14 protein-coding genes are annotated in these 15,700 nt (G+C 73.6%); 4 read left to right on the top strand and 10 right to left on the bottom strand.

What is annotated here, in order from left to right; all coding sequences use genetic code 11:
* Nucleotides 1-22 precede the first annotated feature (22 nt).
* The 3 genes from guaA to ABD652_RS08345 all read right to left on the bottom strand — a co-directional run bounded on the left by guaA (nt 23) and on the right by ABD652_RS08345 (nt 3,098).
* Entirely contained in the window at nt 23-1,573 is a 1,551-nt protein-coding gene (guaA, locus tag ABD652_RS08355) for a glutamine-hydrolyzing GMP synthase (RefSeq protein WP_344720469.1), read from the bottom strand.
* Between the two features lie 99 nt (nt 1,574-1,672).
* Entirely contained in the window at nt 1,673-2,167 is a 495-nt protein-coding gene (locus ABD652_RS08350; protein ID WP_153143161.1) for a DUF3817 domain-containing protein, read from the bottom strand.
* Nucleotides 2,160-3,098: an SURF1 family cytochrome oxidase biogenesis protein gene (locus tag ABD652_RS08345; protein ID WP_344720181.1), complete on the bottom strand. Its 939-nt coding sequence runs from the start codon at nt 3,096-3,098 to the stop codon at nt 2,160-2,162. Before ABD652_RS08345 ends, ABD652_RS08350 begins: the two co-directional genes overlap by 8 nt.
* A 160-nt stretch (nt 3,099-3,258) precedes the next feature.
* On the opposite strand from ABD652_RS08345, the gene ABD652_RS08340 reads away from it, so the two are divergent.
* A complete protein-coding gene (locus ABD652_RS08340; protein ID WP_344720467.1) occupies nt 3,259-3,903 on the top strand; it encodes a VOC family protein in 645 nt (214 codons plus the stop codon).
* A gap of 21 nt (nt 3,904-3,924) precedes the next feature.
* Here ABD652_RS08340 and ABD652_RS08335 read toward each other — a convergent pair whose 3' ends face one another.
* From ABD652_RS08335 to ABD652_RS08310, 6 genes are all read right to left on the bottom strand, one after another.
* Nucleotides 3,925-4,692 (bottom strand): histidine phosphatase family protein, encoded by a 768-nt coding sequence (locus ABD652_RS08335; protein WP_344720179.1) that lies wholly within the window; start codon nt 4,690-4,692, stop codon nt 3,925-3,927.
* A gap of 172 nt (nt 4,693-4,864) precedes the next feature.
* Complete coding sequence (locus ABD652_RS08330) at nt 4,865-6,559, bottom strand: hypothetical protein (RefSeq protein ID WP_344720177.1); 1,695 nt, start codon at nt 6,557-6,559, stop codon at nt 4,865-4,867.
* Nucleotides 6,560-6,568: 9 nt separating this feature from the next.
* On the bottom strand, nt 6,569-8,551 hold the full coding sequence (locus tag ABD652_RS08325) for a hypothetical protein (RefSeq protein WP_344720175.1): 1,983 nt from the start codon (nt 8,549-8,551) through the stop codon (nt 6,569-6,571).
* Between the two features lie 136 nt (nt 8,552-8,687).
* Entirely contained in the window at nt 8,688-9,110 is a 423-nt protein-coding gene (panD, locus tag ABD652_RS08320) for an aspartate 1-decarboxylase (RefSeq protein WP_344720173.1), read from the bottom strand.
* 247 nt (nt 9,111-9,357) lie between these two features.
* Nucleotides 9,358-10,839 carry a lipoprotein intramolecular transacylase Lit gene (locus ABD652_RS08315; RefSeq protein WP_344720137.1) on the bottom strand — a complete coding sequence of 494 codons (1,482 nt, stop codon included), beginning with the start codon at nt 10,837-10,839 and terminating at the stop codon, nt 9,358-9,360.
* Between the two features lie 153 nt (nt 10,840-10,992).
* Entirely contained in the window at nt 10,993-11,982 is a 990-nt protein-coding gene (locus tag ABD652_RS08310) for a stage II sporulation protein M (protein ID WP_344720135.1), read from the bottom strand.
* Between the two features lie 51 nt (nt 11,983-12,033).
* On the opposite strand from ABD652_RS08310, the gene ABD652_RS08305 reads away from it, so the two are divergent.
* The 3 genes from ABD652_RS08305 to ABD652_RS08295 all read left to right on the top strand — a co-directional run bounded on the left by ABD652_RS08305 (nt 12,034) and on the right by ABD652_RS08295 (nt 15,222).
* The gene (locus ABD652_RS08305; RefSeq protein WP_344720133.1) at nt 12,034-12,852 is read left to right on the top strand and encodes an RDD family protein; all 819 of its coding nucleotides are present in this window, start codon (nt 12,034-12,036) and stop codon (nt 12,850-12,852) included.
* 200 nt (nt 12,853-13,052) lie between these two features.
* A complete protein-coding gene (ahcY, locus tag ABD652_RS08300) occupies nt 13,053-14,528 on the top strand; it encodes an adenosylhomocysteinase (RefSeq protein ID WP_344720131.1) in 1,476 nt (491 codons plus the stop codon).
* Nucleotides 14,529-14,808: 280 nt separating this feature from the next.
* On the top strand, nt 14,809-15,222 hold the full coding sequence (locus tag ABD652_RS08295; RefSeq protein WP_344720129.1) for a DUF6157 family protein: 414 nt from the start codon (nt 14,809-14,811) through the stop codon (nt 15,220-15,222).
* Nucleotides 15,223-15,237: 15 nt separating this feature from the next.
* Here ABD652_RS08295 and ABD652_RS08290 read toward each other — a convergent pair whose 3' ends face one another.
* Nucleotides 15,238-15,615 carry a DUF3499 family protein gene (locus ABD652_RS08290; protein ID WP_425574563.1) on the bottom strand — a complete coding sequence of 126 codons (378 nt, stop codon included), beginning with the start codon at nt 15,613-15,615 and terminating at the stop codon, nt 15,238-15,240.
* Between the last annotated feature and the right edge of the window lie 85 nt (nt 15,616-15,700).

The raw sequence follows: 15,700 nt of genomic DNA, 5'->3' as shown, positions 1-15,700 counted from the left end.
TCTCGTGGACGATGATGCTGGATCATTCCCATTCGATGGTCCCCGGGGGCTTCGAGGTCACGTCGAGGGTCACTCGGTTGACCTCGGAGACCTCGTTGGTGATGCGGTTGGAGATCCGCGACAGCAGGTCGTGCGGCAGCCGCGACCAGTCGGCGGTCATCGCGTCCTCGGAGCTGACCGGGCGCAGCACGATCGGGTGGCCGTAGGTGCGCTCGTCGCCCTGCACGCCCACCGACCGGACGTCGGCGAGCAGCACCACCGGCATCTGCCAGACGTCCTGGTCCAGCCCGGAGGCGGTGAGCTCCTCGCGCGCGATGGCGTCGGCGCGGCGGAGCACCTCCAGGCGGTCCTCGGTGATCTCGCCGATGATGCGGATGCCCAGCCCCGGCCCCGGGAAGGGCTGACGCTGGACGATCTCGGCCGGCAGGCCCAGCTCGGCGCCGACGGCGCGGACCTCGTCCTTGAACAGGGCGCGCAGCGGCTCGACGAGCTGGAAGACCATGTCCTCGGGCAGCCCGCCGACGTTGTGGTGGGATTTGATGTTGGCCGCGCCCTCGCCGCCGCCGGACTCGACGACGTCGGGGTAGAGCGTGCCCTGGACGAGGAACTCGACCTTCGCGCCCTCGGCGTGGGCCGCGGAGAGCACCGCGGCCTCGGCGTCCTCGAAGGCGCGGATGAACTCGCGGCCGATGATCCGCCGCTTCTGCTCGGGATCGGAGACGCCCTCCAGGGCGGTGAGGAAGCGCTCGCGCCCGTCGGCGACGTGCAGCTTCGCCCCGGTGGCGGCGACGAAGTCGCGCTCGACCTGCTCGGCCTCGCCCTCGCGCAGCAGGCCGTGGTCGATGAACACGCAGGTCAGCTGCTCGCCGATGGCGCGCTGGACGAGTGCGGCGGCGACGGCGGAGTCGACGCCGCCGGACAGTCCGCAGATCGCCCGGGCGTCGCCGACCTGCTCGCGGATCGCGGCGACCTGCTCCTCGACTATGTTGCCGGTGGTCCACTCCGGCGTCAGCCCCGCGCCGTCGTAGAGGAAGTTCTCCAGCACCTTCTGGCCCTGCGGCGAGTGCCGGACCTCGGGGTGCCATTGCACGCCGTAGAGGCGGCGGTCCGCGTCGGCGAAGGCCGCGACCGGCGCGCCGTCGGAGGAGGCCAGCACCTCGAAGCCGGCCGGCGCGGCCTGCACGGAGTCGCTGTGGCTCATCCAGGTGGTCTGCGTGGTGTCGGTGCCGGACAGCAGCGAGTGCGGGGCGTTCGTCGACCGCACCTCGGTCTTGCCGTACTCACGGTCGCCGGTGCGGGCGACCTCGCCGCCGAGGGCGTGAGCCATCGCCTGGAAGCCGTAGCAGATGCCGAGCACCGGCACCCCGGCGGCGAAGAGCTCCTCCTCCACCGACGGCGCGCCGTCGGCGTAGACGCTGGCGGGACCGCCGGAGAGGATCACCGCGGACGGGCGACGCTCAAGGATCTCGGCGGCGGTGAGGCTGTGCGGCACGACCTCGGAGTAGACGCGGGCCTCACGCACGCGGCGGGCGATGAGCTGAGCGTACTGGGCGCCGTAGTCGACGACCAGCACGGTCTGGGCCTCGTGGGCGGGCCGTTCGGAAGCAGGCTGAGAAGTCACTCGTCCATCCTAAAGGACGCCGCCGGCGGTGCGGACGCCGGGGCCGGGAGCTCAGTACCGGCGGGCGGCCTCGGGGTTCTGCTCCATCTCGCGGCGGGCCTCGCCGGCGATGCGGCGCTCGACGATGAAGCTCAGCAACGGCACCACGCCGCCGAGCACGATCGTCGCCAGCCGGCCGAAGGGCCAGCGCATCAGGAACCACAGGCGGAAGCCGGAGATCAGGTAGACCACGTAGATCCAGCCGTGGACCACCGCCACCCAGTAGGAGACGGCCTGTCCGCCGACCACCGAGCCGATGCTGTGGAAGCCCAGCGCATTGGCCGAGCCGTCCTCGGCGGTGCCGCCGGCGTAGAGCTCGACGCCGACGGCGTAGGTCATGATCATCTTGGCCACCAGCAGCAGCAGCATCATGCCGGTGACGTAGGCGCAGACGCGGTAGAAGCCCAGCGCCCCGGAGATCTGGGCGATGGTCCCCTGGAAGCGGCGCTGCTTCGGCCGCGGCGGGGCGGGAGGGAGGTCGTCGTCGGGGGTCGGCTGGTCAGTCATGCGTCTGCTCCTCGGGTCCATCAGATCCTGGCTCTCCGGCCGGGCGGCCGGACTGCTCGGCGCGCCGGGCCAGCTGCTCGCGGCGCCACTGCTCCTCCCACTCGCGATCCAGCCGCTCCTCCTCCAGGCGGCGCTCGTGGTCGTCCCTGACCAATCGCCACCACAGATAGCACGCGAAGCCGGCGAAGAACGTCCACTCCACCCCGTAGAAGACGTTGAGCCAGTGGATCTGCGGGCCCTCAGGCTGCGGACCGACCCAGACGCTCTCCAGCGGCGAGTCCTCGGCGGCGGCGTCGACCTCGGCGCCGTCGGGCCCTCCCGCCGACCCGGCCGCCTCGGCCGGCTGCGCGGAGAAGGCCACGACGAAGCCGGAGTAGGAGGAGGTGTCCCACCGGTTGATCAGCTCGGCCACGGAGAGCGAGGGCAGCACGCGGCCGTCGGGCCGCGGCTCGGCCACCGGGGCCTCCGTGGGCAGCAGCCGGCCGACCACGGCGAGCTGGTCGTCGGAGGGCGCGGCGTCGGCGTCGTCGGGATCGGCCACCCAGCCGCGGACCACCGGGATGACCTGGCCCTCCGGGGCGCCGTCGACGGCGAAGGCGGCCACTGCCCAGTAGCCCTCGCGATCATCCTGGAGCCGCTGGTCGATCAGCACCTCGGTGCCCTCGACGAACTCCCCCTGCAGGCTCACCACCGTGTCGGCCTGCGGACCGCCCATCGGCTCGCCGGGGCGGATCACCTCGGTCAGCGGCGTCGGGTCGTCCAGCGCCTCCTCGAGCGAGGAGCCGGCCGTCGCCGGGTCCGCGCCGGTGGCGTCGTCGTCGATCTGCGAGCGGCCGAACTGCCAGGCGCTGAGCACCACGAACACCGTCGCGAGGATCAGCGCCAGGGCGAGGGTCGCCAGCCATCTCGGCTGCAGAGCGGTCTTGAGCACCTGACCAGGATACGTGCCCGCGGCCCCGCGCCGCGTGCCGCCGACCGGGTGTTTCTACATGCCGTAGAAGATCACCCCAGGTCAGCGGCCGGCGTCATGAACCGGCCCGGATTCGTGAGACGGACCACGGCGGTGTCAGGATGGGGGCATGAATGCACCCATGATGCGTCTGGATCACGTCTCCTATGCGGTGGGCCCCGATGGCATGGACGCCACAGTCGACCGGATCGTGTCCGCACTCGGGGTGGAGCGCGTCAGAGGCGGCATCCATCCGCGCTTCGGCACGCGCAACGCCATCATCCCGCTGGCGAACCGTCAGTACCTCGAAGTCGTCGAGGTGCTCGACCACCCCTCGGCGGACAAGGCGCCCTTCGGCCAGGCGGTGCGCAACCGCTCGCAGGTCGGCGGAGGCTGGATGGGCTGGTGCGTCACCGTCGACGACCTGGCCCCCTTCGAGGAGCGGCTGGGCCGCCGCGCCGTCCCCGGCAACCGCAAGTTCCCCGACGGCCAGGAGCTGACCTGGCGGCAGATCGGGATCAAGGGGCTCATCGCCGATCCCCAGGTCCCCTACCTGCTGCGCTGGGACGACGGCACCGAGGACCTCCACCCCTCGCAGGCCTACGAGCCGGAGGCCGAGCTGGTCCGCCTGTCCATCGCCGGCTCCCGCGACCGCGTGGCCGACTGGCTGTCCTGCCCCGACGCCGATCCCTTCGCGGACGTCGACGTCGACTGGGTCGCCCCCTCGGGCACGCCCGGGATCATGTCGGTGACCTTCCGCTCCCCGCAGGGCCACGTCACGATCTGAGGCTCCGCCCCGCCGGCGGCCTCAGGCGGACGTCTCCGCCGTTCCGGCCGCCGTCGCCAGCACCTCCGGGGACAGGTTGTACATCCGCAGCCTGGCCCGGGAGCGGATCTGCTCGTCGTCGAGCCCGCGGATGATCTCCGCCTCGGCCTCGGACCCGCCGGCGACGGCGGCGCCCCCGCCGGGCAGCGAGGAGCTCAGCGGTCCGTCGTGCAGCGGCACGTCGACCACGCTGATCGCCCCCGCCGTCAGGGAGATGACCTGCGAGCGCTCGGCCAGGCCGAGCCCCTCCAGCAGCGCCTTGGTGGCGGTGCCGTGCGAGACGAGGACCACGGTGCGCAGGTCCTGCTCGGCATCGACCGAGGGGGTGGCCGGCAGCTCGGCGGCGGAGCGGACGATGCCGCAGAACGCCCGGGTCATGCGCTCGACGACCGCGTCGGTCGGCTCGCCGCGCGGCGGCGCGCCCTCCCCGCGCTTCCATGCCCGGTACCGCTCGGCGTCGCCGTCGCGCACTGCGGCGGTCTTCCGACCTTCCCAGTCCCCGAGGCTCTGCTCGACGAGATCGGCCCGCTCCGTCGGCTCGAAGTCCAGGCCGAAGGCGTCGAAGGTGGCCCGAGTGCGGGACAGCGGCGAGACGTAGCCGGCGGTCGGGTGCTGCCCGCGCACGTAGCGGCCGGCCGCACGGGCCTGCTCGACCCCGCTGGCCGCGAGGTCCACCGCCGAGCGGCCCTGCAGGCGGTGGGCGATGTTCCACTCGGTCTCCCCGTGCCGGACACAGATCACCCGGATCATGCGATCCCTTCCTCTCCCCCGTCCCTCCGACGGGCCTGCTGCGCGAGCTCTCCAGCCTACCGGGCGGCGCGTCGCGCCCTGCGGCCTCCCCCGCCGCCACGATGGCTTCACCGCCACGATGGCCCCGTGGAAACTGTGGGAAAGCGCGCGCGTTCCCACACCTCCGGCGGAGTCATCGCCGTCGGGGCCCGCATCCCGGCAGTCCGGCGGCCAGCGGCCCCGTCTCCAGCCGGGCGAGGTAGTCCTCCTCGTCCAGCGCCAGCACCTCGGCCGCCCGACCGTGCGGAGTGACGAGTCCGGCGCGGACGAGCCGGCGGGTGAACCGGAACTCGAAGCTGAGGTCGTGCATCACCACCGGGTCGTTGGCCAGCGAGTGCGGGCCGAAGCTGGCCGCCTCGTCGCGATAGCCGGCCGTGGTCACCTCGGGGCCGGCGTAGAAGTCGGCGTGGAACAGCGAGATCTCCGCCGGCGAGAACTGCAGCAGGTCGTAGAGGATGCGCTGCACGCCCATCGGGGCGCCGCGGAAGTACAGGCCGAATTCGGTGCGCGCCAGGCGGAGCCCCTCGGGCAGGCCGGCGAGCTCGCCGCCGAAGAACGGCAGCGCGTGCGGGCGGGTGACCGCCAGCCGCAGCTCGCCGTCCTCGATCAGCCGGGCGATCTGCTCGCCGGTCCGGGCGACGTCGATGACCGCGTAGTAGGCGATGTCGGTCCGGGCCCCGATCTCCTCGGCGGCCTCGGGGCCCGGGGGCCGTCGCAGATTGGTCCGCACGACGACGTCGTGGGAGTCGATGAGCTCGCCCACGGCGGCGTCCGGCGCGGCCGGGCCGACGACGGCGACCCGCCGGCCGGCCACCAGCTCGCGCATCCGCTCCTCGCCGGGCAGCGTCAGCTCGGCGGCGCGGGCGGCGACGTGGTCGCGCAGCGGCGTCGGATCGCCGGACCACAGAGCGGCGTCGGCCTGGAGCGCCGCGGCCTGGCGGGCGACGATCGGGTCGGCGCGGTCCACCGGGGGCCGTGCCGCCGTGCGGGCCAGCCGATCGTCCTCCTCGAGATGTGCCAGCGCGCCCAGCAGGTGCTTCAGCCACAGGCCCGACTCCAGCGGGATGCCGCCCAGCTCGCGGACGCGGTCGACCGCCATCATCCGACGCATCCGGGCTCCGGCGCGGAAGGCGCCCAGCAGCTGCAGCCGCGCCGCCAGCGTCTCGATCAGCAGCTGGTGCAGCCGCGGGAGATCCTCGGCGCGGGCGTCGAGCGCCTGCACCGCCCGGCCGACGGTCTCGGCCTCCGGTTCCCGGGCGAAGAGCGGGTCCACCGCCTCCCAGAGGTGCGCGCCGGCGACCAGCGGGCCGCGCGACGGCTTCAGCGTCGCCGCGGCGCGCCAGATCCGCGGCCAGTCGTAGTGCGACCGCGCTCCGCTGACCAGCACTCCCTCGACGGCGCGCAGGTCCCGGGGGTTCGCCGCGAGCGCCTGTTCATAGGCGGCGGCGGAGGCCTCGAAGTCGGCGGCGTAGGACCTCCGCAGCGCCGCGGCCACGGCGATGAGGTTCCCGGCGGAGGGGGCCTGGTCGGCGCGGGCGCGCAGGGCGGGCAGATCCGGGGCGGGCTCCGGCGCCGCGGCGGGGAGCAGGCCGGCCACGACGTCCTGGGCGACGGCGTCGCCTCCGGGACTGCGCCCCACGGCCTGCCGCAGCAGCGTGGCCGCGATCCCGCGGTGCGAGCCGGTGGGCTCGCCGGCGGGCTGCAGCCGCTCGGCGAGGGCGGAGGCCGCGCCGCGCGCCCCCGGCAGCCGCGCCGCCCGTCGCACGCCGGCCTTGAGCACCGCCGCCGCGGCGATCTTGTACCGCAGGTGGTGGAGGTTCACCGCCATGGCCGCGCCTCAGCCGAAGAGCGGAGCGGCCTCGACCCGCTCCAGGTAGTCGTCCAGGTCCAGCGCCATGACCTCGGCGGAGGCCCCGTGGGCGGTGAGCCGTCCGGTGGCGGCGACGGCCTGCATGAACCGGAAGTCGCCGGCGAGGTCGTGGCTGGCGATGACGTCGTTCATCTTCGAGTACGGTCCGAAGCCGATGTGCTGCTCCTCCCAGTACCCGGCGGAGTAGGCCTGCGATCCGGCGTAGAAGTCGGCGTGGAACAGCGCGATCTCGGCCGGATCGAACTGCAGCACGTCGTAGACGATGCGCGGCACCCCGAGCAGGGCGCCGTGGTAGCAGAGCGAGAAGTCGTGGCGCGCCACGCGCAGCCACTCCGGCAGCTCGCCGCCCAGCAGTCCGCGGGCGGCGTCCATGCTCAGCGGTCGGGCGACCACCAGCGCCAGATCCCCGGCCTCGGCGGCCGCGGCGCCCTCGGCGGCGAGCAGCTCCTGGTCGCGGCCGGCGTAGTAGGTGATGTCGGTGCGGGATCCGAGGCGTGCGGCGTTCTCGGCGACGAAGCCGGCCTGGAAGCGGGTGCGGACGACGACGTCGTAGGAGTCGATGAGCTCGCCCAGCTGATCGTCGGTCTGCGCCGGTCCGACGACGGCGACGCGGCGGCCGGCGACCAGCGCGGCCATGCGCTCCTCGCCGGGCAGCGGCACCTCGGAGCGGACCTGCGAGGAGTACTCCAGATAGGGGCCCGGCTCCCCGGCGGCCAGCTGGGCGTCGGCGCGCAGCTTCTCCAGCTGGCGACGGCCCCGTCGACTGTCGGGCTCCCAGGGCAGCGGGTCGATCAGCTCCAGCGCCTCCTGCTCGCGGCCGAGGGCCAGCAGCGCGGCGAGGACCTTCTGTCGGTGCCCGGCGTGGCCGCCCGAGGAGCGGCCGAGCCAGTCGAGCGTGCGTTCGGCCAGTCTCCGGCGCAGGGCGAAGCCGTCGCGCAGGCGGCCGGCGAACTGCAGCCGCAGCACGATGAGCGAGGTGGTCGCCCAGCGCAGCCGGGTGCCGCGGGTCTCGGCGTGGGAGAGCAGCGCCATGATCGTCTCGGCCCGCTCGGCGTCGAGGTGCGCGGCGGTCACCAGCGGCTCCAGCTCGGCGGCCAGCGCCTGCCGCCGCGCCAGCCCGCGGCGGAGGCTGGCCTCGTAGCGCATCGCCGCGGCCCAGAGCCGCGGCCAGTCCTGGCCGGCCCGGGCGCCGGCGGAGATGACCCCGCGCAGCGCGACGTTGGAGTGCGGCGCCCGGTCGAGGGCCTGCTCGTAGGCGTCCAGCGCACGATCCAGCTGCAGCACGTGGGGCCGTCGGGCGCGGTGGGCGTATTCGATCAGCCATCGGGCGTCGGGCCGGCGCGCCACGGCGCCCTGCAGGTGATCCAGCCCGTCCTCGGTCCGGCCCTGGTCGAAGGTCAGACAGCCGAGCTCGAAGCGGATCTCGGCGTCGTCGCCGGCCAGCTCCACGGCACGGGCCAGCGCGCGACGCGCGGCCTCCTCCTCGGCCACCGGGCCCTCGACGAGGCCGGCGACGGAGTCACGGACCAGCCCGCCGGCGGCGGAGCGGCGCAGCGAGGCCGCCAGGGCGCCCCAGCGCACGGGGTTCTCCGGCTGCAGGTCGACGGCCCGTCGACGCAGGCGCAGCGCGGCCTCGTACTCGTCCACGGCCAGGAATCGCCGGGCCAGACGCTCGAGCCGGTCCGCGTCGTCGATCCTCGCGACGTCGGTCGCGGCCAGCAGCCGCGCGGCCCCGTCCGGATTGGCGGTGAAGAGCACGTCGGCGGCCTGCTCGTGCAGCGCCCCCAGCCGCGAACGATCCGGGCGCAGCGTGTCGCCCCGGGCAGCGGGGACTGTGCGGCCGGCGGCGACGACGGCGCGGGCCAGGGCGAGATCGGCTCCGGGGGCCTTCGCGGCGGTGCGGACGGCGCGACGGCCGACGTCGGCGGCCAGCACGAGGGGTTTCAGCATCGTGACGCGAGTCTACTGGCCGGCGGCGACGCCGCGGCGCACCGGCGCACGGCCGGACGCGGCCCACGAGGCCGACTGCCCCGGCCGCGCGCCGGAGGTCCGAGCCCGGGTCCGGGGCGCCCCGGCCCGTCTCGGCTCAGGCCGGCAGCGGGCTGCGCGGGGAAAGCTGATCGGCCGAGCCGGGCACCGGCTCGGCGGGGTCGTTCCCCAGCTGCACGATCCGGTTGTCGGCGTCGACGTGGACGACCTGCGGGACGTGCTCGGCGATCTCGGCGTCGGTGCCCATCCGGTAGGAGATGATGATGACCAGGTCGTCGGTGCCGACCAGGTGCGCGGCGGCGCCGTTGATGCCGATGATGCCGGTCCCGCGGTCGCCGGCGATGGTGTAGGTCTCCAGGCGCGCGCCGTTGGTGATGTCGACGACCTGGACCTTCTCCCCCTCGACGATCCCGGCGGCGTCGAGCAGATCCTGGTCCACAGTGATCGACCCCACGTAGTGCAGGTCGGCCTGGGTGACCCGGGCGCGGTGGATCTTGCCGCCCATGACGGTTCTCAGCATGAGGCGCTCGCTTTCGACGGAGGACTCGGTCGTGCTCGTGGTCCCGGCGGCCCGTCGGCGCGTCCGGCACGCGCCGCGGCGGCCCGCGGACCCCGACAGTGTACTGGACGTGCCGGACTCGCTCGGCAGGCGCCGGGCGTCCGGCCTCAGGCTCGAGCACACGGTCGAGCACCGGGTAGAACGAGATCCGGGCCCGCAGGATTCCCCTGCGGGCCCGGATCTCTGCGAGGGAGACGGTGCGGTCGGCTCAGCCGCGCGCGGCGTTGGAGTACTCGGCGTCCTTGGTCAGCTCGGCGACCAGCTTCTCGCGACGGGCGGCCTGGACCTCCTCGAGCCGGGCCCGACGGCGGGCGCGGCGCTTCTTCGTCGGCCAGGTGATGATCAGCAGCAGCAGCGCGATGAGCACCATGAGACCGCCGACGCCGATGGCGGCGTCCATCCAGAACTGCCCCGGGTACAGCCGGATCAGCGTCGAGTCGGCCGGGAACTGCCAGCTGCCCTCGGCGAAGAGCACCCCGTGCACGCCGGAGAAGAAGTCCTGCCAGCCCAGCACCGCCAGCGTCACCAGTGCGGCGACGAGCACCAGGGCGACCCAGGCGGCGGAGAAGAATCCGCGGGCGACCGCCCCGGGGCGCCACCGGCGCAGCAGCAGCGCGAAGATCAGCGTGACGATCAGCAGCACCGCCGCGACGGCCATGCCGATGAGCATGACCCGCTTGACGTCGGCCATGTGCCCGACCTCGGCCTCGGTGAACAGCGGACCGCCCTCGACGGCGAGCTCCGAGAGGTACCGGGAGTCGGCGCCGTTGAACAGGTAGTCCACGCCGTAGGAGCCGTAGAGGGTCCGGTCGTCGGTGCCGAAGCCGAGCTCGTCGGCCGGGAAGTGCGGCAGCCGGTACTCCAGCCAGACGAACAGCGGCGAGGCCACCAGCCGGACGGCGGCGGCCAGCACCAGCAGCGGGACGAAGATCGCCAGCAGCACCTGCAGCAGGCGCGAGGCTCCGCGCTTGTCCTTGGCGACCTCCTCGTCGAGGTCCTGATCGGTGATCGCCTCGTCGGCGGCGGTGCGCCCGACGACTGCGGAGCCGCCGGCCGCACCGGCCGCGCCCGCTGCGCCCGCACCGGCCGCGCCCGCGGGGGCCGGTTCATAGGGCAGGTCGCGGGAGGCCTCGCTCGGCTGCGGCTGCGGCTCGCGGGCCGCGCTCAGCGTGGCGGTCTCCTGCTCGTCGGCGCCGCGGCTCGCCGGCTGCGCGCCGGGAGCCGGCTCGGAGTCCACGGCCGGCGCCGGGGCCGGGGTCGGCGTCGACGCGGAGCCGGCCTGCGAAGTGCCCGACGACTGCCCGCCGGTCGCCTCGGTCGCGACGTCGCCCAGCGGACGCGTCGCGTCGTCGGAGGCCGCAGTGCGCGGCATCGCGGCCGTGGGCTGGTCCTCGGCGCGCGGAGCGGACGCCCCGCCGATCGGTTCAGTGGGCTGCTCGCCGGCCGCGGCGGCGCGCCCGGCGGTCTCAGCAGTCTCAGTGGTCTCGGCGTCGGACGTCGACGCCGCGCCGGCGTCGTCCGCGGCCTCGGAGGACCCCGCCTCCGGCTCCTGCGGCGTCGCCGTGTCCGGCCGGTCCTCCGGATAGTCCGGCGCGTCCTCGGCGAACGCCCCGTAGTCGAGGCCGGACTCGAATCCGCCTCCGGTGTCCTGCGGCTCCCCGTGCTCGGGCCGCTGTGAGTTCGCGCTCATGGTTGCCTCTCCACGCAGTGATGTCCACTGTCGAGGGTACGGGGCAGAGCCCGTCGCGCCCGGTCAGACCTGCCGGAGAGTCGAGGATCCGCGCCGTTCCGGCCGCTTCGCCGGTTCGTCTCCGTCGGTGATCAGGCGGATGAGAGACGGGGATCAGGCGGTGAGCTCGTGGGCTCCGGAGTCGTAGCGGGCCAGGTCCCCGGTGATGCCCGCCCGGCGGGCCCGACCGCCCAGGACCAGCGTGTAGGTCCAGTAGCCCGCCAGCACCGCCGCGCCGATGAGGATCTTCACCGCGGCCGGCAGGTCGCTGGGGGTGACGAAGCCTTCGACGACGCCGCTGACCAGCAGCACGGCGGTCAGGCCGATCGCGACGGTGATCAGCCGGCGCCCTTCCTCCGCCAGCGCGGTGAGCCGCCGCCGGCGTCCCGGCGAGACCCAGGCCCAGAAGATCCGCAGCCCGGCCGCGCCGGCGACGAAGACCGCAGTGAGCTCCATCAGACCGTGCGGCAGGATGTGGGCCCAGAAGGTCCAGGCCTCGCCCTGCTCGAACATCACCCCGGCCGAGACCCCCAGTCCCTGGGCATTGACCAGCAGCACCGCCGGCACCCAGACGCCGGTCACCCCGAGGGCCACCTCCTGCGCGGCGATCCAGGCGTTGTTGGTCCACACCTGAGCGGCGAAGGAGGCGTTGGGGTGGTCCGAGTAGTAGTCGACGAAGTCGTCGCGGGCGTAGGCGGCCCGCGCCTCGTCGGACATCAGCAGCTCGATCTGCGGATGATGCTGGGTCCACAGCGCGAAGGCTCCGGAGACCAGCAGGAACAGTGCGCCGATGACCACTGTCGGGACGGCGACGCGGTGGAAGGCCGCCGGCAGCACCTGCATGACGAAGCGGGCGATGCTGACCAGCAGATTGTCCCCGCCGCCGGTGAGCCGGCCGCGCGCCCGGCCCAGCCGCGCCGAGAGGCCGGCGGCGACTGCGCCGCCGGGGTCATGGGCCTGGATCATCGACAGATGGGTGGACGTGCGCTGGTAGAGCCGCAGCAGCTCGTCCGCCTCGTCGGCGGTCGGTCGGGTGCGGGAGGAGAGCTCGGCCAGGCGGTCCCACTCCCCCTGGTGCACGGCGACGAAGGCATCGATGTCCACATCCCCGACCCTAACTCAGCTCATGCGCCGATGAGCCGCTAGGCTGGCCGCATGCGCACAGTGATCACCGGTGAGGCGGTCCAGCTGGACCTGCCGGCGGCCTCGGTCCTCGTCCGCGGGCTGTCGCTGATGATCGACCTGGCCGTCTATCTGGCCGCCTATCTCGGGATCCTGCTGCTCTTCGGCGCCTTCTCCGGGACGATGGCCGCCTCCCTGGACCCCGCCCTGACCCAGGCGGCCATGCTGAGCACGCTGATCCTCTGCTTCGTCGTCGCCCCGGTGACGGTCGAGGCGCTCTCCCGAGGCCGCTCGCTGGGCCGGCTGATCCTGGGCGTGCGGGTGGTCCGCGACGACGGCGGCCCGGTGCGGCTGCGCCATGCGATCGTCCGCGGACTGCTGCTCTGGCCCGAGGCGGTGCTGAGCATGGGCCTGCTGCCGCTGCTCTGCGGGCTGCTCAACTCCCGCGGCAAGCGCCTGGGCGACATGCTGGCCGGCACCTACGGGGTGCTCACCCGCCAGCCGCAGACGAAGCCGATGATGCTGCCGGTGCCGCAGCGCCTGTCCTCCTGGACGCAGATCGCCGACGTCGGCCGCGTCCCCGACGGCCTCGCGCTGCGCATCTCCCGGCTGCTGCAGCGTCTGGACGCCGGGGGCAGGGCCGTGGACTCGGAGGCGCTGCGGCGCAGCGCCGACCAGCTGGCCGCCGAGCTGCGCCCGCACGTCATGCCGCCGCCCCCGCCGTCGAGCACTGTGGAGTTCCTCACCGCGGTGATGGCGGAGCGGCGCAATCGCGAGTATCGGCGGCTGGTGCGCCGGCAGGAGCGCAGCGCGCGGCTGGGCCGGCGGCTGCACGCGCTGCCCTACACCTGAGCGCTCCGCCTCCGCCCGTCCTGGCCGCCCGTCCGGACCGGCGCGTCCGCCGGGAGTTCGCCGTCGCACCGGTGACCCCCGGTGACGTGCGGAGCCGCCGCCGGCGGAGGCCCGCGATACGCTGGTCCCGACCCGTCCGCGCGCGACGGCGTCCTGCCAGCGCGCCGTCGACGCCCCCTCCCGAGACGAAGGACCCCTGCATGAGCTTCGACTTCCGCATCGCCGACCTCTCGCTGCACGAGGCCGGCCGCCACCAGATCCGGCTGGCCGAGCACGAGATGCCCGGCCTGATGGCCCTGCGCGAGGAGTACGCCGCGGAGCAGCCGCTGGCCGGCGCGCGGATCGCGGGCTCGCTGCACATGACCGTGCAGACCGCAGTGCTGATCGAGACCCTCACCGCGCTGGGCGCCGAGGTGCGCTGGGCCAGCTGCAACATCTTCTCCACCCAGGACGAGGCCGCCGCGGCCGTCGTCGTCGGCCCGCACGGCACCGTCGAGGACCCGCAGGGCGTGCCGGTCTTCGCCTGGAAGAACGAGACGCTCGAGGAGTACTGGTGGGCGGCCTCGCAGATCTTCGCCTGGCCCGGCGTGGACTCCGACGCCTCCGCCGGGGCGAACATGATCCTCGACGACGGCGGCGACGCGACGATGCTGGTGCACCAGGGTGCGGCCTTCGAGGCCGCCGGGGCGGTACCCTCGGCCACCGAGGACGACCCGGAGGAGTACCGGGTGGTCCTGGAGACGCTGCGCGCCTCGCTGGCGGAGAATCCGTCCCGCTACACCGGGGTCTCGCAGGCGATCCGCGGCGTGACCGAGGAGACCACCACCGGAGTGACCCGCCTGTCGCAGATGGCCCGCGACGGCGAGCTGCTCTTCCCGGCGATCAACGTCAACGACTCGGTGACCAAGTCGAAGTTCGACAACAAGTACGGCATCCGCCACTCGCTGCCCGACGGGATCATGCGCGCCACCGATGTGCTGCTCGGCGGCAAGGTCGCCGTCGTCGCCGGCTACGGGGACGTGGGCAAGGGCGCGGCCGAGGCGCTGCGCGGCCAGGGCAGCCGCGTCATCGTCACCGAGATCGACCCGATCAACGCGCTGCAGGCGGCCATGGACGGCTTCCAGGTCATCCGCATGGACGACGCCGTCTCCCAGGGCGACGTGTTCATCACGACCACCGGCGGCAAGTCGATCATCACCGCCGAGCACATGCGCGCGATGAAGGACAAGGCCATCGTCGGCAACGTCGGCCACTTCGACAACGAGATCGACATGGCCGGCCTCGCCCAGCTCCCGGGCGTGGAGAAGGTCGAGATCAAGCCGCAGGTGCACGAGTGGCGCTTCGCCGACACCGGGCGCTCGATCATCGTGCTCTCCGAGGGCCGGCTGCTGAACCTCGGCAACGCCACCGGGCACCCGAGCTTCGTGATGTCGAGCTCCTTCGCGAACCAGACGATCGCCCAGATCGAGCTCTTCCGCAAGACGGCCCCGGGGTACACCGGCGAGGACGGCTACACCACCGATGTGCACGTGCTGCCGAAGGTCCTCGACGAGAAGGTCGCCCGGCTGCACCTGGGCGCGCTGGGCGCCGAGCTCACCGAGCTGACCAAGGAGCAGGCCGAGTACCTGGGCGTCGACGTCGCCGGCCCGTACAAGCCGGAGCACTACCGGTACTGAGGCTCTGCCCAGCCGGCCGGCCGCCGGCGTCCGTCCTCACCACGAAGGCCTCCGCCCGATCCGGGCGGAGGCCTTCGTGCATGCCGGACCCTCGGAGACGACGTCCGCGTTCGAGTCGGATCTCGGGCGCTCATCCGGACGGGCCTGACCCGCACGTGGACGTCGAACGCCGCAGACTCGGGGCTTGAGGCCTCTGCCTCGGAATGCCGGAGAACCTAGACTGGCGACGAGCGGAGGCGGGCGACGCCGACAGCCGGTGCGGCACAGAGGGAGGGCCGTCTTGGGAAGCACGAATCACCACGACACGTTCATCCAGGTCGCCGAGGATTGTCCGGTGGCCGAGGCCCGGGTGCCGACGGCCGGACGGGCGACGCCGAGCGTCGCCGAACGTCAGCACCGGATCCTGACGGAACGCCCCTATGAGCTGACCTCCGACGAGCTGCTGTTCCATGTGCACCTGCTGCGTCAGCGAGTGCCCGACGATCGGATCACGGCCGAGCGGGAGACATTCTTCGCGAGCAGCCGCGCCTGCCTGCGTGCGTCACCGCTGGGCAGGCGGCACGGCTGGGGCCTCCACCACGACGCCGAGGGTCGCGTCGCTCTCGTCCCGCTCGGCTCCGAGGAGTACCGCCGGCTGGCGGACGATTCCGACCTTCGGCAGCTGAAAGCCATGCGCTCGACGCGGGCCGGATGATCCGGACGTCGCGCCTCAGTCGTCGAGCAGGCGCAGGTGGCCGCGCACCACCGACGACGTCGGCCCGACCGGCGCGATGCGCCCGCGGCTCTCCCGGGAGGGCAGCGTGCCGGGAGTCGGAGAGCCCGGCTCATGGCCGACGGAGTCGGCCGCCGGGGTCGAGTCGTCCTCGCGCTGGACGGCGTCGACGACGGCCAGCAGGTCGTCGGCGGCCGCGGCACCGGCGTCGGTCGGCGCCGACGGGTAGTCCAGCCGGAGGACCTCCCAGCCGCGCGGCGGGGTGACGCTGTCGGCGTGCTGGGCGCAGAGGTCATAGGTGTGGGGCTCGGGATACACGCTCATCGGCCCCACCACCACAGTGGAGTCGCGGTAGCTGTACGTCAGCGTCGCCACGGCAGGCTGACCGCAGCTGCTTCTGGTGCATCGTCGCGAGGAATCCACGGTCACCCACCCTAACCGCCCGGGCGCTCCCGGCCGG

This window comes from Nesterenkonia halobia (genome assembly GCF_039536005.1).
Lineage (GTDB): Bacteria > Actinomycetota > Actinomycetes > Actinomycetales > Micrococcaceae > Nesterenkonia > Nesterenkonia halobia.
This window is presented reverse-complemented; position numbering and strand designations above follow the sequence as displayed.

What these genes read in the sequence shown, in the direction of transcription:
- ABD652_RS08350 (WP_153143161.1), bottom strand. Translation starts at nt 2,167, where the DNA reads ATGACTGACCAGCCGACCCCCGACGACGACCTCCCTCCCGCCCCGCCG.
- ABD652_RS08340 (WP_344720467.1), top strand. Translation starts at nt 3,259, where the DNA reads ATGATGCGTCTGGATCACGTCTCCTATGCGGTGGGCCCCGATGGCATG.
- ABD652_RS08335 (WP_344720179.1), bottom strand. Translation starts at nt 4,692, where the DNA reads ATGATCCGGGTGATCTGTGTCCGGCACGGGGAGACCGAGTGGAACATC.
- ABD652_RS08330 (WP_344720177.1), bottom strand. Translation starts at nt 6,559, where the DNA reads ATGGCGGTGAACCTCCACCACCTGCGGTACAAGATCGCCGCGGCGGCG.
- ABD652_RS08325 (WP_344720175.1), bottom strand. Translation starts at nt 8,551, where the DNA reads ATGCTGAAACCCCTCGTGCTGGCCGCCGACGTCGGCCGTCGCGCCGTC.
- panD (WP_344720173.1), bottom strand. Translation starts at nt 9,110, where the DNA reads ATGCTGAGAACCGTCATGGGCGGCAAGATCCACCGCGCCCGGGTCACC.
- ABD652_RS08315 (WP_344720137.1), bottom strand. Translation starts at nt 10,839, where the DNA reads ATGAGCGCGAACTCACAGCGGCCCGAGCACGGGGAGCCGCAGGACACC.
- ABD652_RS08305 (WP_344720133.1), top strand. Translation starts at nt 12,034, where the DNA reads ATGCGCACAGTGATCACCGGTGAGGCGGTCCAGCTGGACCTGCCGGCG.
- ahcY (WP_344720131.1), top strand. Translation starts at nt 13,053, where the DNA reads ATGAGCTTCGACTTCCGCATCGCCGACCTCTCGCTGCACGAGGCCGGC.